The following is a 22,755-nucleotide window of genomic DNA, read 5'->3' as shown; positions in this document are numbered from 1 at the left end:
GGTATTTTCTATTTATTTTCCTGCTTACTTTTACTGAGCTGTCGGGTTGCCTACCTGACAGGCAAGTATCATGTTATCAATGTGACTAACTTAGAATCACTTTCCGAAATGTGAGAGATATTCTGCGTTGTCGTATCTTTTTAACACCCTCAACCATATCACTTTTTTTCGCTTTGATGCCATGCATCCATTTGTATCTGGCCTGTTGCTGCATAACCAGTAAGCTTTTTGAGTGTATTATTTTATCTTCACTGTGATTACTTTCTTTTTCTGTAAAAGTCATAACACAATGCGATCCCAGACTTAGCGAAATGATTGTATCCTCAAAGCAAGGCTCACAATCAATATGAGAAGCAATGCCTTGACCAGGCAAATACTCATTGATAATCAACTGATCCGGTTGGTATGGTATATAACCAGCCTCATATACACGATCTGCAATCCTAACAGCCCATACTGGAATATCGTCTATCTTCATAGAGGCGTCTATCTGTCTTTTCTTATAGTCATATTTATACCCATAATGCTGAACACGTCGTTTCAAGTCGGCCAGCCATGTAGCGTTATCAATTTGAGAAACAAGGTCGTGTTCCTCATCTACTGATACAAAATTTTCAATATAGGTAAGTCCGGGTATATCCATAGGATGATTGCTTTTACAGATAGTAATTATGAGTAAGATTTCAGCTTCTTTTATACCAAAATCCGTTTACATTTCTATTATATCTCTCCCACTCTTTTTTTAAACAGTGTAGCTCAAAAAAACTCCACTGATTAATCAGGTCCTCATAAGTAAAGCATGAGAAACATACTAAATCAAATGAGATAAAATTAATAAAAGAATCTTCAGGAACATTCTTTTTGATAAGTTTGACTTCTTGTATTTGTAAAGCCTTTTCTATTTCTATTTTGAACAGATCTGTATAAACAACCAGCTGTCCCTTTTGAATGCCTATTAATTCGATCTTAGCCAGCGTATTACTGAAAAGACGTCGTACCCTTCCAACTGTAAAGGGTTTAACCCCTTCTTTACGGCTTATATAAAAATAGACATGGTCAAAGTCCTTCTCTGATGGATAAAACAGTTCCCAGTTGGGATTGCGAAGAGAAACATCATAAAACTTGGTTTGTCTGTAATCTTCATCTATTTTATCTGCCAATTGAATCACATCTCCTACCTCCAGGGAGGTACCATCCTGCAAATGAATACGATCAAGTACTTCTATTTCCTGTTCCCATACAATTTCATCTTTTTCAGCTATCCCACTCTCTTCTTCAAATACCAATTCATCATTATGTATTTCATGAATTAATCTGAAAAATCCCTCATCCCATTTTTCATTATTCAGAAAGGCATAATGGTCTATTTGTTCTTTCCAGCTGTTCCATTTTCCATCAATTTGATACTTGTTACTCAAATACAAACGAATACACCGTTCCAATGTATTCTCTTTCTGAGCATATAAGTAACCTGAAATAAATGCCATCAGTGGTGTATCTGTATGATCAACTGCTCCATATTGTGTAAATCGGAAACGATTGTATTCTTGCTCATAAAATTCTTTAAAATCAGTCATAGCTTTGATTGGGAGTATTTTCTATTTCCTTTTTCACAAACCAATCCATTCATTCAAAACAAGATATAATAGAGCAACGAACCTGGTTTCCTAGAAAGGAGGTTGAATATGGCGATAGCTACCGATATCTGTTTTTAACAGATATTCTACAGCTGGATCATACCGACTCAAATAAAATGCATCATTATATAATGTATCTCGATATTGAACGGCCAGTGCTTCTACAGCCTCTGGACGACATAATTTTGCTAGTATTAAAGCTAATATTGCTTTTTCCACCAAATCACCACCTATGATAGATCCGACTTCATCATAGAAACCTCTCTTAACATTCACTGATTCATCTATTTCTCTTATATCTGTAAACCTATTGAAAAATTCAAATCCATTATCATTAAGTAAGGCTTCAACTTCATCAAGAACGTCTCCTATATTTGAGTGAGCGGTAATTTCGTAATGTAAATTCAACTTACTTTTAAAGTACAATAATTTGGTTCCACAAGTATTTCTTTTTGCTATAAAATTTTCATCAAACTGGTACATTAGTTTATTGAAGATATCATCTACATAATGAATAGAAATACTTAAACCTGCAACTAAATCGAAGGAAACCGGATAATAATTGGGACCTATTCCAACAAAGAAAGTATAAGTAGCATCCTTTGTCTTATAGACATAGTAACCAATACTGTTAATTTCAAATCCCTTTTTTAAAAGGACATCATCAAATTTACTTTTTATTTCTCTTAATGTTTCACTCGTAGTAATCATGTATTTAAATATTAGAACTGTTTTATACCTATACCACCCTGAAAATTATTATAATATATGTCAACTCTATTGTTTAACTGAATAATTGATCCATTCTTAATAGGTGTTGGTTGAACAAGACCAAAAGCTTTCTTTAATGTACTATCAGAACTAATAACCTGTTTTACTTTTCCATCCCGAATCTAAGGATAAACAATATCCTGATTATCAGTAAAAGCAGGCAAACAAAAAAGCCTCTGTTACCAACAAAGGCTTAGACAAATAAAACTTGGAAACATTCTTAAAAAGGAAGTTTTTCTCCAAACAAATCTTCCAGATACTTCTGAGATATATTGGGACCAAAATCATTGGGATCTTCTGTGTAGAAGTTTTCCAGTAATCTCCGGATAATCCCTTCCTGCCATTGTTTCTCTGCCACTGGATCAGCACTGGCCTGTTGGGCAGTCTCCAGACAATAACGGAAGGTATTTATTCCTACTTCAACAACATCAGAAGGCATTCCTATTTGATCATAAAGCATCATTCTATGACAAGCGATATATACAGCATCAATCAAGGCACTCAAACTATACGTTTCCACAGATTGATAATTCTCACTATAGTAGCCCAAATAGTTAACCACTTTATTACTAATACAATTATCATAAAAAAAATCACCAAACATATCTTTCTCTCCCATCCAGCTAGTGATTTGTTGGTAGGTGTCCAGACACCAATTATATAATTGCTCACCAGTATTGTTCCATTCATCTTCATTTATATTTTCCCAAACAGGTTTTCCCGCTTGCCTGAGTAAATCTAAAGTCAGTGAACGTTTATCTTTCAATACATGTATGACATGCAAAGCAGATAAGGTAAAAAAAGCTACTTGGGCAGTTTGAGTCAGGTTCTTTACTTTGGTAAGCATGGATATTCTAGATCAGGGGAAATCGGTTAATGTCTTATTTACTACTCTAAACTGGCGTAATTCTGTGGTATCTATTTTTACTTTTGGTCCTACGACTGTAAGTTCAATCCCTGGAAAATCACTTGAAAATTGATACAAAGGCCCTGAGATTTATGTGTGCTGTTAAATCCGGTTGTACAATGCTGATCGTCAAACAAAAAACCTCTGTCAATCAATGACAAAGGTTTAATATAAATAGCATCTAATTTGTCCTTAGAAAGGCAGCTTTTGCCCCAATAACTCTTTGATATAGTAAAGATTTCTCACCCTGTATAATTGCTCACCAGTCAGAAGGTGGTGGTGTATACACACAAAAATAGACCTTCTCATTTTTCTCATACGCATCTTGCAGCATATTTAGAAATGAAATCAAGCCAACTATACGAATATCATCGGAATCATCTTTATTATTAAGTTTTATTTCTTCCCCTTCAAATATTTTTCGAATCGTATGCTTCAAATATGGACGATTTTCATCATCTCTTCTTGCTAATTCTTTTTTTATAGTATTTTTTATAGACTCTACAAATTGTGCAAGTTCTGTTTTTTCTATGAAGAAATTTTCTTTTCCTTCTTGCAGCAGACTGTAATGATAAAAAGATAAACCATGTTTATAGATATTTTCTATAAGTTCGTATACATTATAGTAATATGTACCTTTTTCTGGAATTTGTGAGGCTTTTGAGTAAATAGAAAAATGAAGGTTAGAAACAATATACTCATAATTAGTATCCTTTAAGTTTTTAGTACTTATTAAATATTTCATAAATAGGTGTTTTATCTATAGAAAATCACTTCTACTCTATTGTTTTTATCAAATCTTGGCAACTTATCTGTAAATTCTAAAGGATCATCAAAGAATTTAACTTTAGTAAAGCCTTTTTCTTTTGCCCATTTACCCGTTATGGTTTCAAAAGCTGCATCTTCTCTGCTCATTCCCTTTTCAATAAATTCTCTAAATTTCTTCAAATTAAGCGATTCTCCCCCATAAGCTGCATAGGCATCTGATTTTATCCATTCTCCATATATACCATCCAAATCCTTTCCTAGCTTATTTTTAAAATAAGTATATGAATCTTCGAACATCTCTTTTCCTAAACTAAAATCTCCTAAATGTGCTTTATTTTTTGTAATGGCAGTATTAATATCATCAGGAATATAATAATCCATATATAATATATTCTTTCCTTTTGATACAGTCGGCTTATCGGCCAACTTTGCATATGATGTTAAATCTATATCATTGTGTGGATTGTAGATATATTTTTTAATCCAAAATGGATCTCATCCATTATTTCCTTTCTATATAGCTCTCCAAACTTTTCTTTATTTCCTGTTATAATATCTTTTACATATTTCCCACCAAAGTATTTTGCATTATGCACCAAAACAGCTTGCTCACCCACCAGATAGTTATGCCACTGAGTCACCTCAAAGTTATACACTCTGATCAGGGTATCTTTCACAAACACACTATCAATCAGGACTGTTGGCAATAACCTGCTTAACAAGCGGTCTCCTGCTTTTAGCTTTCGAGCTGCTACATATTGACCTGCTACATATTGACCTGCTACATATTGACCTGCTATATATTGACCTGCTATATATTGACCTGCTATATATTGGCCTTTACTTACTGGATGATCTTTACATACTGAATAGAATACATTCTGCACAGAAGCCACCACACTATTATTCTGCTTGTACTGAACATAAAACGGATGCTCTTCTGTTGTCGAAGCAATCAGCTTACCCCCACTGTAAATCGATAGCATTTTGCCTGAGTGGCGAATAAGAAGGCCTTTTGTTTATAAAACATTTATTTCCAAGTCATCCAAATGATGCCAAGTGTAGTCATCTGGCTTACTAAATCCAGGAATGTATTTTCTCATTTCCACAAAGAAACTAAAAAGCCTCTTTGTGGAAAGAGGCTTTTCATGCAAGTAGTACTTATGACAGTTATACATCTTCTTCTGATTGTAAGCCATTAATGAATTCTTCGAAGCTATTGGCTACTTTTTCAAAAGCATCTTGTTTATCTGTCCAATCCACATTATGCAGATAAATAATTCCTTTATCTTCTTCATCTAAAGAAATACAATACAACCACCCACCATTATCCATCGCAAAAGGTATTTTAATCCCCCACCCTTGCTCTTTAAACAGTTTAGAGTAATCATAAATAACCCTCATCTTACAAAAGGATGAAATCTCATATATCTTTTCATTATCACTTTGAAATCTATTCTCTAGAACTCCAAGCCCTGAATATAATTTCATGAATTCAAAATAATATTCGGGAAAAACAGTTTCTAGCTCTTCTTCCAAGAGTCTAATCTCACTTTTAGTGATACGTGGAGCAATTGTTAGCTGTTTCATTTATTTTCAATCTATGGTTGATAATACTTATCGAATTGTGCAACTGCACCAGAATGTCTCATACCAACCGCACTATGCACATCTGAATCTACTAATTGCATCGTACACCACGCATCACCATTTGAGTCTACTTCTAAGTCATCCAAATGATGCCATATGTAGTCATCTGGCTTACTAAATCCAGGAATGTATTTTCTCATTTCCACAAAGAAACTAAAAAGCCTCTTTGTGGAAAGAGGCTTTTCATGCAAGTAGTACTTATGACAGTTATACATCTTCTTCTGGTTCTAATCCATCAATAAATTCCTCGAAACTATTGGCTACAAAATGAAAACATTCTTCACCGACTCCTCCATTATCCCATTTGTTAACCCAAACCTGACCATACGTTTCTGGACGTAAAGAGATATTATAGTCCCAGCCTCCTGAATCTATTGCAAAGGGAAAATAACCCTCTACTCCATAATATCTATGTCCTGCAAGAATCTTTCCAATTGAGCTTACCTTAAGAAATTGCTTAAATTGGGGGACTCCTTGATAATAGGTTTCTTTAACGGACATACCCAAATATTTAACAATAAAACTTTTAAATTCCTGTGGTAAATCTATATTGAATTCAGTTCCTAATTCATTCAGTTCTTCTAAAGAACCTACTATCTTATTAGATAAGGAAATTATTGTAAGATCTTTCATTCTTTATAAAGTGATTTGGCTTGAAAATAAGCTTTATACTGAGCTACAGAGCCACTATGAGCCATACCCTGAAATGTAGACTACCGTTTGGCCTACATGCAAATCCCCTATTGGACGACTTTGATCAACTGTGCATAAAAAAAGCCCTTGTGTTAACAAGGGCAGTAAGTAGATATCATCTGTTTAAGCCTGATAGCCTGTTATGATCTGATAGTCGGTAAACTCATGAAATTCCATTGAGGGGAAAGCTTCTTCCATTGCTTGTTTCACTTTCTCGCTTATTACAATCATGTTTACACCTGCAGATAATACATCATAAGGCTGGGAATAATAAAGCTTTACTGGACGAAGTAAATTTTTTCTTTCATATAACTCATCATGTAGCTGTCCTTTGTACTGATCTTCATTTTCAAACGTTCCTTTTCCATAAGTCTTTATCAATTCCTTGGTTCGCTTGGTAACAAGTTCAAATTCCGATACAGGGTAGATCACTTCTTTGGTAACAATATTGAAAGTATGCCATAAAAAATAATCTCTTACTTCGTTAGTTAAGTCATGCCTAAGTTTGACCGGATAGAATCCATGAGGAGAGAGAATAAACTGCTCTAAAAATGTTTTTAGTTCAACACTAACTATTCGATTTAATGGATTTGTACTTACTGTCTTACGCAAGACATCAGACCGAAAACCAATAAAATGACGAAACTGTTTTTCACTGACTACGCCCTCATACAAGGGAACCAGGTCAATTTCTAATACAATAGGATTTTCCCAAATAATATCATCTATACTATAAGATTTAAATCCACTACTTACATACTCTTGCTCAGTAATCTGAGCATAGGCATAATCCTCTCTGGTGGTGCCACTTTGCACAAAAGTATAGAATCTACTATTCATTCGAATTAGGTTATTTTAATAAATCAATAATGGCATTAACTTGATCTGGAGCAGGATAATAGTTTAAAACATCATTAACATCAATCATCTGGCCACCAGATCCTTTTACTGACTTCTCTATCAGTAATGGTTTGAGTTTAGTAGCTATCTCATCTACATCATCATCTAACTGATTCGCAACTTTCCGTAGTTCAACTTTAAGTTTATCCTGGTCTGTAACTTTATCAAAGAGTTGCTCTATATTTTTAACATTATCTATATTCAGACCAGCTATATATTCATCTGCTTTCATATCCAAGTAAGCACCAAGAGCGGTTTCATAGTAATCATGATTGGTATGAACACCTAATACAAAACTACCATCAACCTTCTTACCTTGTAGCATTAATGCATTACGCAAATCTTTCAACGCATTGAAATCTAACACATCTCCTGAGAAAAATTCATAATAGATCCTAAATCCAGGTGAATTTTTAAACAAATTAACCGGAAAAATATGATGTACCTGATAGCCCATTCCATCAAAAAAGTTCTCCCATGTGTCCATTTTCTCAAATATCTCCTTCGTTAATTCATCTATATCCGAACGGGTTAACCAATCAGCAGGAAAATAGTTGGTTATCAACTCATCCTGATAACGAGATCGAAAAGCTGCATATTTGGGACTTCTCAACTTGATCAGAAAATCCTTAAACTGACTTTTATACATACCACCCAAATCAGTTACTCCTTCTGCCAAATCATCAATCTCAACTGATAGTTTTCTCTCTCTGAGAAACTTCTTAAAATTCTGATTAATGGCTTCTGCAGCGGCTACTGCTTTAGACCCTTTGGGAAAGCCTGCTTTCAGATAGGCTGCCAGTTGAGCACGTGCACTTACATCTGTCAGTGCCTTTCGATAGGCGTCTTCATCTGTGGCCTTGATCAGATTGTCAATCATCTTTTCTTTACTTGATGAACTACCAATAGCAGTAGCAATATCCGTATTTGAAAGGTTGGCAGGGCGATTCTTTGTTTCCAGAGCAGATTTCATCTTTTGAACTATCTCACTATTTTTTCGCAAATTAGGAGAACCTGACTCATACAACACCTTCCACGCATCCAGATGGGTTTTATGAAAGATAGACAAGTCCAGATGGGTAGCATCTATCAGAAAGTCATCATACATCTGCGAAGTTGGAAAATCAGCGGGTGTAATTCCCAAAGCAAGTACCTGTGCTTGTATCTTACAGGGTACTTTTACCACCATTCCTTCTTGTCCAACCAGATAGGCGTCGAATTGCTCTACCTTCAGATTATAGACAGTAGCAGAGGTATCGACAATAGCCACACTATCTACGACAACGGCCTGAGCCTCCGGCACAAATACAGAACTGGAAGCAAGCATCACAGAAGCAACTGCCTTTCTGAGCCACATACCCTTGCGAAGATTGCCTGCTGGAATCGTTTTTCCGTCTGCACTCACAAACGGATGAGTCACTGTGCTCCAAATGGGTATCTTTACCTGCCATAATCCGAACCAGACGGCTTACCTGATTGCCACTGATAGAGACTATCTTTTGCAGAGCAGTTTCGCCACTGGAAATACGTTTGGCCTACCTCACTGCAAAATCCCCTATTGAACAATTTTGACAACCCCGACATGAAAAAACCCTTGTTAATACAAGGGTGGTAATAGAATTGAGAATGAGAATATATTTGATATTATTTTCTGACAGGGGGTAGTGAACGAGTTGCCTTAACCAATAACTCTTCTCCTTCTGGAGTAAAAGCGTCGTATGGGCTTTCTCCTACCTGAATTAACAATCCATCATGAATGCGTTCTGTTTTCAGTAAAGGATTAGCTTCTAAAGCTTCCATACCTCCTTGACGTTCTAATTCCTCTTTTCCTAAGTATTGGAGCCAATTTAATGCAGGTAAATAAAAAGTTCTTTTCTGTCCTCTAAAGTGTTTTTCCAACATTGAAACATGTACATTAGAGAAGTGGCAAACACCTACACCACAATTTATTTTCATTAATATGGACTTAAATAAATTAAAAACAAAGTTACTGGTCCAATCTGTGATAAAATGGACAGCAATAGTAACTCCTATTATAGGAGAATGTGTTCTATTTATATAAACAAAGGGATGGTTATCAGAATCATTATTATCAAACATTAATTCATCTGCTTTCTTATTATCAGACTTTAATAAGTCAATAATTTCCTTATCACTAAAGGAATTGATTGCTATACTTCTCCATTTATTATTTGAATTACAATACTCTAATCTTGATGGGTTAGGAAGCGGAGTTTCATCTAATAAAGAAAATATCTGAATTAAATTTTCAGTTTGTAAAGGTAGATTTCCTAATCTAAATTGTATCCAAAGTTTGTCGTTTTTGTTTATCATTTTAATAATAAAAGGTTATCTTATTACTTCAATTAGTTCTTCTGTTTTTGGTTCTATAAAATAAATTTTGGTTTCCTCACCTAATAACTGTTTGATTCTAGATGAATTATTTTGTGCTGTTTTTGCATCTGTAAAGACATAAATAAATTTCTCTATACCTTGATTGGATTCTAAAGCAATTAATCTATCATCCAATTGCTCACCTACACTTTTTGATAAAAGTTCTTGTGTATGTTTCAGTTCAACACCAATCACTTTTCCACTTTCATCATAATACTTATCAATAACAATGGTTCGAACTTTCCCATCTCTATCAGTAATAGATACCGCATATTTATGTTTAAGATTGCCGCCAAATTCTTTGGCACTCTTAAACTTAGTATTAAACCAAGTTTCAAACATAGCTCCTCTTGAGCCATTTTCACTAACCAAATTTAAACCATTGGGATAGGTATCTGACTTATTTGTCAAGCGCATCAACTCATCAAAACTCAGAACTTCCCCCATCTTTTCATTAAAGTCTTTGATCATCACTGCTCTAACTTGGCTAACCATCGTTTTTGTTCCAATGTAGTCTTTGTCCAATAGCGTTTTCAATTTGTTGACTACTACTTCTTCTTTGAATATAGTTCGATCTCCTTGCTCAAAGGCATCTCGTAAAGCTTGAGCCATCGCCGGTTCTGTTGTCTCCAATACATCCAGACTCTTGGCTAAATTAGTGGTTGAGCCTGCTTTGACAACCAGAGAAACTTCTTTATCATTTTCTTTTTTTACGGCATCCAGAATTTTAGTTTTTGATTTCCCTTTGTTTTCTTTCAAAAACTCAAAATCCATTTTCTTATGCGTATTATTATTCTCATCCAATAGTTTCCAGACATCGATCATTTGCGGATCTATTTCTGAAATATGATAGGTTAACAGATTACTAACGGGCTTAACATTCGGATTTTGACTCAACAGGTTTTCTAAAAACAAATCACGTTTAGTGCCTAAACCCTCTATTGCTTTAACTACCTCCGCATTTGCCAATAACTGGTCAAAGCCTTTCAGATCTTTTAGCTTTTCAGCTAGCTTGGGATTTAAATTTTTAAAAACTCGTTGAATATCACAAGCCATTAAAACCACCATTCCATGTTGTCCAACCAGATAGGCATCAAAGTGCTCTACTTTCAGATTATAGACTGTTGCAGAGGTATCGACAATCGCTACACTATCTACTGCAACGGCCTGGTCCTCTGGCACAAATACAGCACTGGAAGCGAGTATTACAGAAACAACTGCCTTTCTAAGCCAGATGCCTTTACGAAGATTGCCAGCTGGAATCGTTTTTCCGTCTGCACTCACAAACGGATGAGTTACTGTGCTCCAGATAGTATCGCTGCCAACAATAACACGGACCAGACGGCTTACCTGATTGCCACAGATAGGTAATCGTAATCAAATACCAAAGCCATTCTGATTTAGAATGGCTTTGGTAGAAATACTGAGGAGAATGATTGTAACGTTAAAAAATACTTACAGTAGAATTACTTTGTGTAATAAACAGGGTGTAGTATTTTAGTATAGGTTATTGCTCTCTTTCAAAAATATATAATGTAGCTTCACTATCTATTACATATAAGCGCTTTTCATCTACTTTAGGACCTTCTCCACCTGCAAAAAAAACACCCTGTGGAAAGTGCATATCATAAAGCCACACTATTTCCATACTTTCAATATGAAAGGCTCCAACTAACCCAGATCCAAAACCAAAACCTTCCCTTTCTGCGGTAAAATAAAAATAATCTCCTTTTAATGTTGCTGCTCTCACACTTAAAGTATGTCCTTCTTTATCTTTTAATTTTTCCTGTAAGAAAACAGGATCTGCTTTTACATGTGGACTCAATGTAACTTTTTGAAAAATATGATTTTTCAATGCGTATAAACAAGGTTTTAAGGAGTGTAATTGAAGATATTGTACAAGTTGAACAGAATGCTGAGACTCTGACTGCTCTGTAATACTTTCCTGTAACAACCACTCCACCTTACCTGTCTGAATATCAATACCTATCAGTTTTCCACCTTTAATTGCCACCAATAATATAGTTTGATAGATACCCAATAGTTGTATTATCTCTCCCTTTTCATAAATACCAGAAAGTACTATATCTAGCTCCCACACAAGTGATCCATCCTGATTATCCAAAACTTTTATTTCTCTATGACTTCTATTTGTAAAAATGGAGAAGTTATTTTCATAAAGGTAATATCCTCCTGTTGATATAACTTTTTGCCAAGTTATTACATTTTGGTCAAGATTAAATAGACCAATATATTCTTGCTTAACCTCGTCTATTTGATTAAATAATACACAATTTAATTTTTCTTGACTAAAAAATGCCAGATCATACTTTTTATTAACAATCCCACCTGTACTCTTATCAATGTAAATATTGTGGCTTTTATTATCATAATAGTCAGATACATATATTATCTCGGAGTAAACAATAAAACTGAATACATTTCTAAATGGAGAGCTTATCCAAACAATGTTAAAGTTATTATTATCAAGTGCAACTACACGATTATTATATGATAAGTACGTATTATCTTTTTCAAAAAAGACAAACCTGGTTGCATTAACGTAGCTTTGTTTGTATAGATACATTATTGAATAATTATAAACTTATATAAATCACTATTTAAATCGTCAATGTATGTTTTAAATATCTGATAGCCTTGATTAGGATTGGTTATACCTAATGATTGTAAAAGAGAAGAATTATTCTTTTGAAGCATATCATAAATATAATTATTCCCATTAGAGTTTTCTATTTTGAATATTTTTTGAAATTCAAGCTTTACCTCCTCAAGCTTTATACCTTTACGAGCATTGAAGAAATATCCTAATTCGTCTAGATTGTCTATTCTCTTTAGATATGCATAGAATTGATTCTTAAATGAATCTCGCTGAAGTTTCTCTATCAATTCAGTTCCTCCACCTTCTAATTCTTTTTCAAAACGTAAGCTTCCATAATTTTTTGTTTCTACCAGTAGTTCTATTCCTTCTGAATCCAGAAATCTCATATCCATTCGGTGCAGATCAGTAGGATCAGGCAATAACTCTTCTTCAAAACTGTTGAGTTTCAATCCTGATAACATTGGTATACTACCTTGTTGAGTTAATAGTTTTAATCCATATGTTCCTCCATTAAATTTACCGGCTGTTTGTAAAAGCTCGTGCAGGTAAGCACCTGCGTTAGTTACCTGGCTACAGTTTTCAAGAAAGTATTTAAGATCTTTTAAACCTGTTTCAAGTTGAGGAGCCCCTCCCCGTAATGCCCAACTATCACTTGCTTTCTGTCTCATTGCAATATATTTTCCAATTACCTCATCTGTAGTTGTATATACTTCTGCCTTACTCGTGGTTGAATTACCAATGGGACGTAACTTATTATTCTGAATCATAGTACTAAGTTTGGTATTAGCCACAGAGGCCTTATCTCTCAACTCTGCTACCAAATCTAATAAACTTATATTTTCGTACGTTTTATAAAGACCTATCTTTTGATCCCTTGCTTTAAAAATAAACTCCCAGCTATCCAAATGCTTAGCCTGCAAGCTTTGCAAAAGTTTAGTATTTTCAGCCAGATTACCGATAAAGGTCTTATATAAATCAGGATTTTGAACAACTTTTTGTGTTAAACCGACTTGTTCAAGTTTTTCAGCAATCTTTTTTTTAATAGAGGGATTTAGTGAAGCAAAGTTTTCAAATACTTCATCCAATTGCTTTATTACACCACATAAATCCAATACCTGGACTCCTTCAATTCCTATAAAATAGGTATCAGCATTTCTAATACTCAGATTATAGACAGTAGCAGAGGTATCGACAATAGCCACACTATCTACGACAACGGCCTGAGCCTCTGGCACAAATACAGAACTGGAAGCGAGTATCACAGAAGCAACTGCCTTTCTGAGCCAGATGCCCTTGCGAAGGTTGCCTGCCGGAATCGTTTTTCCGTCTGCACTCACAAACGGATGAGTCACTGTGCTCCAGATAGTATCTCTGCCAACAATAACACGAACCAGACGGCTTACCTGATTGCGACTGATAGAGACTATTCTTTGCAGAGCAGTTTCGCCATTGGATACACGTTGAGCTACTACCGTTTCCCCTACCTGCAAATTCTCCTATTGGCCAACTTTGACCAACTGTGCATAAAAAAGCCCTCGTTTACTAACGAAGGCCTATACTTATTTTCCAAAAAATCTACTGATCATATTTGAACTAATCATATTTGATCAGATATCTCAAACTCAATCGGGCAAGGGGTAATTGAAACATTGGTGAGTTGAGCGGATTCTATCGCTTCTTTTAAGCGCTCTGAGATGACAATTCCATAACGATGAATAGAAATAGCATCTATTTCTCTAAACTCGGGCTTCATTACAGCTCTGCGAAAACCCCAATCGCTCCAGTCTAATGCTTCTTTTTTTTCTAGTAATTCTTTATACCCATCTACCTGTATTTGCTCATTACTTTCCCAACTACTAGTGATAAACTCATAATTACCAAATGTCGAACTGCTAAAATCTATCAATTCGACATCTTTATCTGTTAATAAATGCCAGACAAAGTAAGGATACTCTTTTTCTGTATATGGATTCCCATCTTCATACCAAATTACACTTCCCGAATAAAACCGAGAATAGAAAAGTGTAAATCCTTCCAGCAATTCTTTAAATCGAACTGAAACAGGATACATCAATCCTGGTGGATTTCTTCGAATCCATGAATGCAAATCACAAATAATATGAATTCTTTCGGAAGGTCTATCACCAATATACATTGGAATCATATTTGCAAAGGAGGTGCTTGCAGGAAGAAAATGATCAAAATAACTGATATTCTCATTCAAAAAATAACGATCTGGTATTTTATCAGGGTTCAAATCAGGATAAATTGTATTTTGTATTTTGTCAAAACCACTTGTACTCAAAACATACATTCTCATATTTTATTGATACTTTAGTTAGTTAATTGATCTAATTTACCTGCCGTGCCTATTATTTCATTTTTAATTTTCTGATTATAATCGGAAATAATCTTCTTTAGTCCTTTGAATGCATCTAGTTCTTTATTTGAACTCAGAAAAGTCTGTAATTTTAGTATTTTAGCATTGATTGCAACATCGTAAACATTATGTCCCCAACAATCTCCTGTATGATTTTTTAACCGCAAAAAAACCAGATTGTCAATATCATTAAAATCAAACAATTCCAAGTTTAGATTTTTTAGTTTTTGCGAGTTATTCGCTGCCCATTGTAGTACCTTTTGCAATGTTTCATTATTATACAAAAGATTAGCAGGAATAATGTGGTGAGCATTAAATTCTGTCCCTTTAAATATAGCTTCAAGATCCGAATAGATATCTTCCCAATCTTTATTTTTCAGGGCCACAAGTTGAGGATACAATACAGGATCATTCTTATAAAATTCTATAAATACAATAAAATTATCTCCTTTGTTTTTGTATAGATTTTGAATAGATTTCAACAATTTTCCCCGATATAAACTCGAGTTGGCTGCCTCTCTAAGAAATGCAGCTATTGCTGGAAAATCCACTTCCAATTTTTTAGCTTCTTCTAGTCGCTTGTTTACATCCATTGCTACCTCTAGTTGAGCCAAGGTTTGTTTTTCTTTATTCGTATTCAGAAAAACAAAGTCGGTTTTTACATGAGGATATTTGTTATTTTGATCTAGCAACGCCCATACACGAATATGATCTGGCGTAATCTCATTAATATGATTGCGTAACCGATTAACATCAGGTGTCACATTTCCATTATTAATTAACAGACTGCGTAAAAACGACTCTTTTTGTACATTGGTCAAATTATCAAATGTTGTAAATACATCTGCTTTCTGAGTAAACAAATTCTTTATATCTGTAAGCTTTGCTTCCAGGTCTGTTAAATTTTTGAAAGGAGATTCTTTCAAAAATTTAAATTCAACATTTAACTGAGTTTGCAGGTCTTGTAATACTGGGCAAATCGTTGAAACCACCATCCCCTGTTGTCCAACCAGATAGGCATCAAAGTGCTCTACTTTCAGATTATAGACTGTTGCAGAGGTATCGACAATCGCCACACTATCTACTGCAACGGCCTGGTCCTCTGGCACAAATACAGCACTGGAAGCGAGTATTACAGAAACAACTGCCTTTCTAAGCCAGATGCCTTTACGAAGATTGCCAGCTGGAATCGTTTTTCCGTCTGCACTCACAAACGGATGAGTTACTGTGCTCCAGATAGTATCGCTGCCAACAATAACACGGACCAGACGGCTTACCTGATTGCGACTGATAGAGACTATCTTTTGCAGAGCAGTTTCGCTACTGGATACATGTTGAGCAACTACAGTTTCGCCTACATGCAAATCTCCTATTGGACGACTTTGACCGCTTTCACTTACCCATACAGGTGTCGAAGCTACAAAACAAAATCCGCCACTACAACCCAGATTCCCATTTCTATCACGGGTAAGACCAAAACCATCAATAGGTTCCTGTGAGTCAGGTGGATAAATACGACCATCCGGAACGGCAGAAAGTACCTCTTCCGGATCGTTTATAATCTTTGTCGCAACAATCTCGCCTTCTGAAGTTACTTTTGCAATTTCTCTTTCTACATTCGTGTTATCCAGATATGCTAGACTGAATATACCTTCTGAGTGATATACTTTCAACTTACCAGATAGTGATTCCAACCAGACTTTTGTGCCTTTGTAGGTATCTTTTGTTACGCCACCCAAAGCTAGCGACATACTGGATACCACCCATTTGCCATTCAACCATGCATCATCTACCAGTTCTAATCCCTGAAGGGTTTTGCGTATGCGTTTAGTCCCTTTACCTACTGACCGAACGACTAAACTACCAACAGGTATAACCAAACTGACACCATACATCATCTGATTTTCTGTATCCTGATAATAACCTGCAACCAGAAAGCCAAGCCCATCTGTAATCCAGTCCAGCTCAGCAAAATTAAGAGCCATACCAGCAGCATCTAACATAGTATAATAGCTTTCCAACACAATAGGATTTACCCCTTTGAGAAAAGCAATATCTGCTGGAGAGTTTGTACTCTGATCTAACCAATTGCTCACTCGCAACAGAGGATCGGCTTCTACATGCTTACCGGCAATAAACCACCGGACAAACTGGTCGCTCACCTCACTATATGTACCTCTTTGATCATTTTTAAATTTAGCTAACGCGCTTTCTTTTAATCCATGTCTCAACAGTGAGGATGTGCCTGGCAAGGAAGGAATCGCTTCTAGTGCAGTCAATGCTTCAGTCATCCGATTTTCATTTGGAAAACGTTGGCGCAATGCCCGATGATAAGCAGCCTGAGCCTCTATATATTTACGTAAACGGTCATCAACCAATATCTGAAGATCATATACTTTATCGTATCCACTTACATAGTCATCAGAAACTTCGGTTGCATACTGTTTTACCAGTAGATAATAGGATATAGCATATTTAAGAACAATGTGTTTTTTAGGTATTTTGCTGTAGGCCTGATTGAATCTGTCTGACCAGCTTCCACTGGCTCTGAAACCCGCAGCCATCTGTTCTACCAGATTCCCTTCCTGACAATATATTCCTACCTGTGTTCTGGCTGCACTTTTACATAAAGGCCCAAAGAATCCCGGCTTTTCATAATTCACACACAAAGAACGAACATACGCCACCACGACTAAAATATCCTGTGGTTTATAAAACTTTGACTGACTGGCCACTTTCTCTGCAAAGCTGTTAACCTCTTCGGGAGAAAGCATATAGGACAACTCCTGAAAGACGACAAACAACCGCCTGGTGCTATTGTTTTCCAGAACTTTCAATTTATCTGATAACTCAAATCGCACAAAATCATCTGCACTTTCCAGTTCTTCTGGTTTATCCATTACCAGGTACTGATAGCTTGAATTCGTAGACCAGCTGTTAGCCTGTGCATTATCAAATAATGTAGTAGTTTTTTTTACATCATTCAGGATAGCCTCCTGTGTACGGTAAGAAGCTGTCTTAGTGTATAAATCCTGATAGGTATCATAACACGCAATGGCAGGATCTTTATAATTTTTGTCCAGATTCTGAATGGCATTAATAATATTTAAAACGGCCTGCTGAACTCTTTTATCAGTTGTACCACTTATACTGGCATGTGCAGCATTGCGCACTCCTACTTCATTGACTTTTACTTTTGCCCCATTTTCATTGATAGTCTCCACATCAAATCGCTTACCTGAAGCAAGCAAACTTGTATACTGATACAATTGGCTGGAAAGGTTCTCATTGCGAAATTCTTCTACATCCAATAATCCGGCAAAATAGATGACAATCTCAGTAAAGCCTTTGTCTGTAAGTGCATTTTTTATCTGGCTGGGAACAGAAGACATCTCAGCCGCAACCCGCTTTTTCTGATCTTCACTCTGTTTTGCGGCTATTTTACCCAGTTCATTAAAATCAAGTGTGACAGGAAGTGAATCTAATCGAAGGCGTTCATCTAAACGAAGCTTCCAGTCATTTACTACCACCACATAAAATCTCAAACTATCTGAACGTGGATTATTAAACTCACGTAACTGAGAAGCAATAGCCTCATAATTGGATTCCAGAAATTTTGTTGTGCGTTCTCCCCGTTCTTCAATCCAGTTTGGATCCAACTCGATAATGTATTGATTTCGGGATATATTTTTAGTTTTAAAGTTAGCTCTGTTTCTGGTTTCAGCTTCTACAATCTTTTTTACAGTTTGTTTGATTAATTCTTCTTTAGAATTACCAGACAAGACAGGATCTACTCCTTTCAGTTCTGGATTAGTAGCGTACGCGGGTGTAATAGCTAGCAGCAATGTAACTACTAACCATATAATGTCTTTCATAGCTAGAAAATATAGATTTCTCATTTATATATATAATCCTGAATTACTTGTTTCACCAAAGATTTCAATGCCTCTTTTGTCTCTGCGATTAACTCAGCTTCTGGTCGTCCTTCCTTTAGTTGTTGTTCCAGATACGAAGCTGCAGTTGTTTCATGCATAGAAAGTGCAGCGGTAATATAGCGGTAGTCTTTCCGGGTATTGGAATCTCTACTAAACCAGTATATTACAATAGCGGTATTTAATTCATACTCAGCCAGTTTATACTTACTTATTGCTCTGTCTTTTTCAGTATCTTCCAAAGGCATATCTGTCTGAATAATTTCCAGTGTAGCAGATGGATCTATTTCCGTTGTTTGTGAAGCTCCGGTAGACCATTGATTTTTCAGCAATTGATCTGCTGTCTGAATTTTAGTAGCAGCCTCTTTTTCCAGAAGTGTTATCCGTTCCGAGTTATACTCTTGTCTAAGCTCTTTCAATGCTTTTTTCACAATATTTAATTCTTTAGCCCCTATTCCTGAAGTATTAACTTCCGGCAGTCCGCCACCAAGCACTTTGACAGGATCTTTCCCATTCTCGACTATCCACTGATCTCCGTTCTTGTCTTCGACAATCAGGGGCTTGTCCAGTTTCTGGGATATCTCCTGTGTACGAGCCGTGTAGGCTTTGCCTTTCTCATCTACCAGAGTCACCTTTCCATCCGATCCTACCTGAATGTCAGCAATGGCAATGTTGTCATACAGCGCTATCTTATCGGAAAACTCGTAGTCGGCATACTTTTCCTGGTTTTCTTCCTGCTGTTTGGAAAGCGTTCTGACCGAATCTCTGGCTGCCTGATTGGCTAGGGTCTGATCTACCCACTCTTCAATCGGCATAGTCAGAAAGTAGATGGTTCCCCGAGTCACTTCACGGTTTTCATTCACATACACATTCTCAAACTTTACCCCAAAGCTGGCTCCTGCCAGAAACCCAACCGCTACCCTGCCCTCTCCACTGTAATACCCATCCTGACCATTGGCAGCTCTCACTTCCGTTAGCGTGATGTCCAGACTACGGGCAGTGATTGATTCATTCACAAGCAGGTTACGCAGCGGTTCCCCCAGTTGTTGAGCGGTCTGACTGGTCGAATCACCACACTGCACTGCTACTCTCTCTGGGGTTTTAAAAGTAGTAATGGCTGAGTACGGACCCATAAAGCCCTCTTTTTTTCCCTGAATACGAGCTTCGTATTCGGTATTGGCGGCCAGATCAAATACTTTTACATAGGCAGAATCTTTCTCTTCCGTCCCTTTCTCCTCAATACGGTTCCATTCGTAGCCATCTCCTTTCTTTTTATATTCGATCCGGTAGGAATCAAACTGAGCTGCATCCACAGTCCAGCTCATCTGTGCCCGTCGATAGGTCTGGGCTTCTACTCGAAAGTTTTGTACCTGTCCCAGGGTAAAGGTGGCTTTGTTGCCTCCATACAAAAAAGAACACACTTCACTGTATCCGTTGTTGCGAAAGGCATCTTTGCCCTCCTTGTCGATAGCCCGTACCCGCCAGACATACTCCATCGAGTCAATCAGCATGGGTTCACTCAGGCCATAGACGAGTTGGGTAAAGTCGGTTCGGGTGGTAAAGATGGGAGTTGAAGTCTGGACTACATTGTTTATATTTCGCCCTTTGATACGGTTTTCATACAGCGAAAACTCATACTCAGTGTTGGCTGCCGAAGTGGGTGAAGCTGTATTGCGGGGCAACCACGAAAAGATAATCTGCTGGGGATCGCGGGCAGTGACCCTACTTCCACATGCAGGTGTATTGATGAGCGGGGGTTCATTTTTAGAAAGAAAATATAGGGCACAGCCAGCATTGGATACAGCCACATCCTGACGGCGGTAATCATAAGCTGTAAAGCAGAAGGTATAACTTCCTTCCGGCAGGGTCTTTGTTTTCTCATACTGGTTCCGGTCCAGCCCGATAAAGGTCAGGTTCCGGCTGTCGACATAAGCTGCCAGGTCGGCTCCTGACAGAATGGTTGGTGTGCCCGGCTCCAGGGTGATGGGCGGTGGCTGAAAGGAAGGCGACGTCTGCAAAATCGTTTTGCCGTTGAGCTCTACCCGCAGCACCAGCCGAACCTGATATTCAGGCCGGGACAGATCACGCTGTAATACAATGACCCGGATTTTTTCATTGCCCTCACTGGCATAATCAGCCAGATTAAGCGAATAAGGAGGTATCAGCTGGGTTGTCAGCTGCAACGGCTGAATCTGCTGGGCTGCTGCCGGAAAAGCCAGCAGGCTACAGACCAGCCACAGATACAGATACCTTATTTTTGTTTGTACTACATTCGCTTTCATGCGGTTGATATATCTCATGCAATATTCTTCTGTCAGAAGCTATAGGTATAGCTCGAGTTAATGGTCCATTCCGTATATTTTTTGGAGGCTGTGGTATTGCTGGTTCCGGTATCTGTTCCGGCAAACTTCTGCATCCGGTTTATACCCAGCATGGCATTGTGTCGTCCGGCCTGCTTTTCCCCTCCTGCTTTTTTAGGACTATAACTTAGGCTTAGCCGGTTGTTCCAGACAGGTCCGGAAGAAGCACCGTTGGCAGTGGTTTTGTTAAAGGAACTAGCCAGTGAACTACGCAAAGTTTTAGCCAGCAGACCTTTGGTAACGCTCAGGGTAGGTCCCCAGTAGAGACTGTTTACAGTGCTGGCATTGCTCAGGTAGTAGTTAAACGCTGTTGCCAGTGTCAGACTTTTGGGCGCCAGCGAATAGCTGTAGGCTAAATTGCCTGTATAAAAGTCCGACAGGTCGTTGCCTTCTGCATACCCGACATGGGTGTTGGCCCGCTGATAAGACCCCATCAGCATAATGGACTGACGCTGGTTTTTGTCGCCAAAAGAATAGGTGGCCGTACCACTGGACGTCTGGGTTACCTGATAATAGTTAAGGGTGTCAAGTGTATTCTTATAATACGGATCTAGCTGAGGCCGCATATTGGTGTAACTCGAAAAGTTGGAGTAGTTTCCGGCAAAGTTCCAGTTCTCGTTTGGCGCATAGGTGGCATTCAAAGCTCCTACTACCCGTTTGGTGGTGGCATTGCGGGTTTTGTCGAGGTTGTTTTGCTGCAAACCGACATTGGCCGACAGGGTGAGTTTGTTCTGAAACAACTGTACAGCTGGCACAATGGTGATATTGCGCATGTCGTTGTTGAAATAATAAGCCCCCAGTGTAGTATATTCAGGTGCAATGCGTTCGTACTTAACCTGTAGTTTATACCAGCTTCCCTGATACCCTACACTTCCGTTAAATGCATCATAATACCGCTGGGTAGAGTTCTGAGGCAATAGTCCCTGAATCAGGTTATGATTGGCAATTGCAATGGTATCTATGGATTCTTTGTTTTTACGAATGTCTGTGTTCAATGCCGACAAGCCGTATTCGCCTTCGATAAACAAGGCAGAGGTAACTTTCAGGTGGCCTCCCAGGCTCACAGCTATGTTCTGCTGAGGGGTAATCTGACTCTCCGGTAATACAAAAGGCAGGGAGTTTATATCATCTTTCGCCTGGAACAGGCTGACTGTAACAGTGTTGCCATTGTTGTCGTAACCTACTTTAAATCCATACCCCATCCGTTTATAGGAGGCTTCAGTATATTGTGTAGAATCCTGTAGATTATAGGATACGGCTTTTTTCAAACGGCCATACATGGCAGCAATCTTCCATTTGTCGGGAGTCACCTCTACACCTCCACCCAAGAAGGTATAGCCTGCCAGGGTATAAGGTGAAAAGGTCATGGAACTATACCCAATGTAGGTTTTCACCCATTTGTACTGAGGGGCAAAGCTAAACTGGTTAAAGGGCTGGGTGAAATTACCACCAGCATTGCTATAACTAAACGAAAGCGGCGCATTGTACCCAAACAAGTTCACATTGAGATTGCCGGACAAAAACCAGTTAAACGGATCACGCCGGGCTTCGATGCCTTTGGCCGCATATCCGACAGCATTCAAATTCACAGAACCCGAAAGTTTAGCTCCTTTCTTGATGCCAATCTCTTCCAGATTCTGTGCACGTATGACAAATGGAACAAAAAGCAGATATAGAATAAAGAGTATATAAAGGTGTTTCATCTACAATCGAAAATCAATAGTCAATCATTCACAGCCAGGC

20 protein-coding genes are annotated in these 22,755 nt (G+C 37.5%); all 20 read right to left on the bottom strand.

Going from position 1 to position 22,755, the window contains the following annotated elements:
• Positions 1–85: 85 nt before the first annotated feature.
• The 20 genes from QNI15_RS24300 to QNI15_RS24210 all read right to left on the bottom strand — a co-directional run bounded on the left by QNI15_RS24300 (position 86) and on the right by QNI15_RS24210 (position 22,715).
• The gene (locus tag QNI15_RS24300) at positions 86–643 is read right to left on the bottom strand and encodes an alpha-ketoglutarate-dependent dioxygenase AlkB (protein ID WP_313993289.1); all 558 of its coding nucleotides are present in this window, start codon (positions 641–643) and stop codon (positions 86–88) included.
• A 40-nt stretch (positions 644–683) separates the two neighbouring features.
• Positions 684–1,577 carry a hypothetical protein gene (locus QNI15_RS24295; protein WP_313993291.1) on the bottom strand — a complete coding sequence of 298 codons (894 nt, stop codon included), beginning with the start codon at positions 1,575–1,577 and terminating at the stop codon, positions 684–686.
• A 90-nt stretch (positions 1,578–1,667) separates the two neighbouring features.
• Entirely contained in the window at positions 1,668–2,348 is a 681-nt protein-coding gene (locus tag QNI15_RS24290; RefSeq protein ID WP_314034105.1) for a hypothetical protein, read from the bottom strand.
• A 280-nt stretch (positions 2,349–2,628) separates the two neighbouring features.
• Positions 2,629–3,255 (bottom strand): hypothetical protein, encoded by a 627-nt coding sequence (locus tag QNI15_RS24285; protein WP_314034104.1) that lies wholly within the window; start codon positions 3,253–3,255, stop codon positions 2,629–2,631.
• A gap of 319 nt (positions 3,256–3,574) precedes the next feature.
• Positions 3,575–4,060, bottom strand: coding sequence for a hypothetical protein (locus QNI15_RS24280; protein WP_313993298.1), 486 nt, complete (start codon positions 4,058–4,060; stop codon positions 3,575–3,577).
• Between the two features lie 11 nt (positions 4,061–4,071).
• The gene (locus QNI15_RS24275) at positions 4,072–4,464 is read right to left on the bottom strand and encodes a hypothetical protein (protein ID WP_314034103.1); all 393 of its coding nucleotides are present in this window, start codon (positions 4,462–4,464) and stop codon (positions 4,072–4,074) included.
• A 65-nt stretch (positions 4,465–4,529) separates the two neighbouring features.
• Entirely contained in the window at positions 4,530–5,069 is a 540-nt protein-coding gene (locus QNI15_RS24270; protein WP_314034101.1) for a polymorphic toxin-type HINT domain-containing protein, read from the bottom strand.
• A gap of 184 nt (positions 5,070–5,253) precedes the next feature.
• Positions 5,254–5,673 carry an SMI1/KNR4 family protein gene (locus QNI15_RS24265; protein ID WP_314034099.1) on the bottom strand — a complete coding sequence of 140 codons (420 nt, stop codon included), beginning with the start codon at positions 5,671–5,673 and terminating at the stop codon, positions 5,254–5,256.
• Positions 5,674–5,684: 11 nt separating this feature from the next.
• Positions 5,685–5,873 (bottom strand): HNH endonuclease, encoded by a 189-nt coding sequence (locus QNI15_RS39015; RefSeq protein ID WP_390902214.1) that lies wholly within the window; start codon positions 5,871–5,873, stop codon positions 5,685–5,687.
• A gap of 67 nt (positions 5,874–5,940) precedes the next feature.
• Positions 5,941–6,366, bottom strand: coding sequence for an SMI1/KNR4 family protein (locus tag QNI15_RS24260; protein WP_313993311.1), 426 nt, complete (start codon positions 6,364–6,366; stop codon positions 5,941–5,943).
• A gap of 183 nt (positions 6,367–6,549) precedes the next feature.
• Positions 6,550–7,266, bottom strand: coding sequence for a hypothetical protein (locus QNI15_RS24255; protein WP_314034097.1), 717 nt, complete (start codon positions 7,264–7,266; stop codon positions 6,550–6,552).
• A 10-nt stretch (positions 7,267–7,276) separates the two neighbouring features.
• Complete coding sequence (locus tag QNI15_RS24250; protein ID WP_314034095.1) at positions 7,277–8,746, bottom strand: hypothetical protein; 1,470 nt, start codon at positions 8,744–8,746, stop codon at positions 7,277–7,279.
• Between the two features lie 224 nt (positions 8,747–8,970).
• A complete protein-coding gene (locus tag QNI15_RS24245; RefSeq protein ID WP_314034093.1) occupies positions 8,971–9,660 on the bottom strand; it encodes a hypothetical protein in 690 nt (229 codons plus the stop codon).
• Positions 9,661–9,675: 15 nt separating this feature from the next.
• Positions 9,676–11,004, bottom strand: a complete 1,329-nt coding sequence (locus QNI15_RS24240) for a hypothetical protein (protein WP_314034091.1) — start codon at positions 11,002–11,004, stop codon at positions 9,676–9,678.
• A 223-nt stretch (positions 11,005–11,227) separates the two neighbouring features.
• A complete protein-coding gene (locus QNI15_RS24235; protein ID WP_314006016.1) occupies positions 11,228–12,307 on the bottom strand; it encodes a PQQ-binding-like beta-propeller repeat protein in 1,080 nt (359 codons plus the stop codon).
• A complete protein-coding gene (locus tag QNI15_RS24230) occupies positions 12,307–13,830 on the bottom strand; it encodes a hypothetical protein (RefSeq protein ID WP_314034089.1) in 1,524 nt (507 codons plus the stop codon). The genes QNI15_RS24235 and QNI15_RS24230 overlap by 1 nt, the downstream gene beginning before the upstream one ends.
• A 107-nt stretch (positions 13,831–13,937) precedes the next feature.
• Positions 13,938–14,660: a hypothetical protein gene (locus tag QNI15_RS24225; protein WP_314006022.1), complete on the bottom strand. Its 723-nt coding sequence runs from the start codon at positions 14,658–14,660 to the stop codon at positions 13,938–13,940.
• Positions 14,661–14,674: 14 nt separating this feature from the next.
• Entirely contained in the window at positions 14,675–18,595 is a 3,921-nt protein-coding gene (locus QNI15_RS24220; RefSeq protein ID WP_314034087.1) for a polymorphic toxin-type HINT domain-containing protein, read from the bottom strand.
• A 20-nt stretch (positions 18,596–18,615) separates the two neighbouring features.
• Positions 18,616–20,952 (bottom strand): fibronectin type III domain-containing protein, encoded by a 2,337-nt coding sequence (locus tag QNI15_RS24215; protein ID WP_314034085.1) that lies wholly within the window; start codon positions 20,950–20,952, stop codon positions 18,616–18,618.
• Positions 20,953–20,966: 14 nt separating this feature from the next.
• Complete coding sequence (locus QNI15_RS24210; protein WP_314034084.1) at positions 20,967–22,715, bottom strand: hypothetical protein; 1,749 nt, start codon at positions 22,713–22,715, stop codon at positions 20,967–20,969.
• Positions 22,716–22,755 lie beyond the last annotated feature (40 nt).

The sequence above is a fragment of the Xanthocytophaga flava genome (genome assembly GCF_030068545.1).
Taxonomy (GTDB): domain Bacteria; phylum Bacteroidota; class Bacteroidia; order Cytophagales; family 172606-1; genus Xanthocytophaga; species Xanthocytophaga flava.
Note: the sequence above shows the minus strand (reverse complement) of the source record. Positions and strands in the feature narration are given on the sequence as shown.

Excerpts from the sequence above, each read along its gene's own strand:
- QNI15_RS24260 (WP_313993311.1), bottom strand. The coding sequence starts at position 6,366 with ATGAAAGATCTTACAATAATTTCCTTATCTAATAAGATAGTAGGTTCT.
- QNI15_RS24220 (WP_314034087.1), bottom strand. The coding sequence starts at position 18,595 with ATGAAAGACATTATATGGTTAGTAGTTACATTGCTGCTAGCTATTACA.
- QNI15_RS39015 (WP_390902214.1), bottom strand. The coding sequence starts at position 5,873 with ATGAGAAAATACATTCCTGGATTTAGTAAGCCAGATGACTACATATGG.
- QNI15_RS24210 (WP_314034084.1), bottom strand. The coding sequence starts at position 22,715 with ATGAAACACCTTTATATACTCTTTATTCTATATCTGCTTTTTGTTCCA.
- QNI15_RS24285 (WP_314034104.1), bottom strand. The coding sequence starts at position 3,255 with ATGCTTACCAAAGTAAAGAACCTGACTCAAACTGCCCAAGTAGCTTTT.
- QNI15_RS24235 (WP_314006016.1), bottom strand. The coding sequence starts at position 12,307 with ATGTATCTATACAAACAAAGCTACGTTAATGCAACCAGGTTTGTCTTT.
- QNI15_RS24255 (WP_314034097.1), bottom strand. The coding sequence starts at position 7,266 with ATGAATAGTAGATTCTATACTTTTGTGCAAAGTGGCACCACCAGAGAG.
- QNI15_RS24280 (WP_313993298.1), bottom strand. The coding sequence starts at position 4,060 with ATGAAATATTTAATAAGTACTAAAAACTTAAAGGATACTAATTATGAG.
- QNI15_RS24265 (WP_314034099.1), bottom strand. The coding sequence starts at position 5,673 with ATGAAACAGCTAACAATTGCTCCACGTATCACTAAAAGTGAGATTAGA.
- QNI15_RS24275 (WP_314034103.1), bottom strand. The coding sequence starts at position 4,464 with ATGGATTATTATATTCCTGATGATATTAATACTGCCATTACAAAAAAT.
- QNI15_RS24295 (WP_313993291.1), bottom strand. The coding sequence starts at position 1,577 with ATGACTGATTTTAAAGAATTTTATGAGCAAGAATACAATCGTTTCCGA.
- QNI15_RS24300 (WP_313993289.1), bottom strand. The coding sequence starts at position 643 with ATGGATATACCCGGACTTACCTATATTGAAAATTTTGTATCAGTAGAT.
- QNI15_RS24290 (WP_314034105.1), bottom strand. The coding sequence starts at position 2,348 with ATGATTACTACGAGTGAAACATTAAGAGAAATAAAAAGTAAATTTGAT.
- QNI15_RS24270 (WP_314034101.1), bottom strand. The coding sequence starts at position 5,069 with ATGCTATCGATTTACAGTGGGGGTAAGCTGATTGCTTCGACAACAGAA.
- QNI15_RS24245 (WP_314034093.1), bottom strand. The coding sequence starts at position 9,660 with ATGATAAACAAAAACGACAAACTTTGGATACAATTTAGATTAGGAAAT.
- QNI15_RS24215 (WP_314034085.1), bottom strand. The coding sequence starts at position 20,952 with ATGAGATATATCAACCGCATGAAAGCGAATGTAGTACAAACAAAAATA.
- QNI15_RS24225 (WP_314006022.1), bottom strand. The coding sequence starts at position 14,660 with ATGAGAATGTATGTTTTGAGTACAAGTGGTTTTGACAAAATACAAAAT.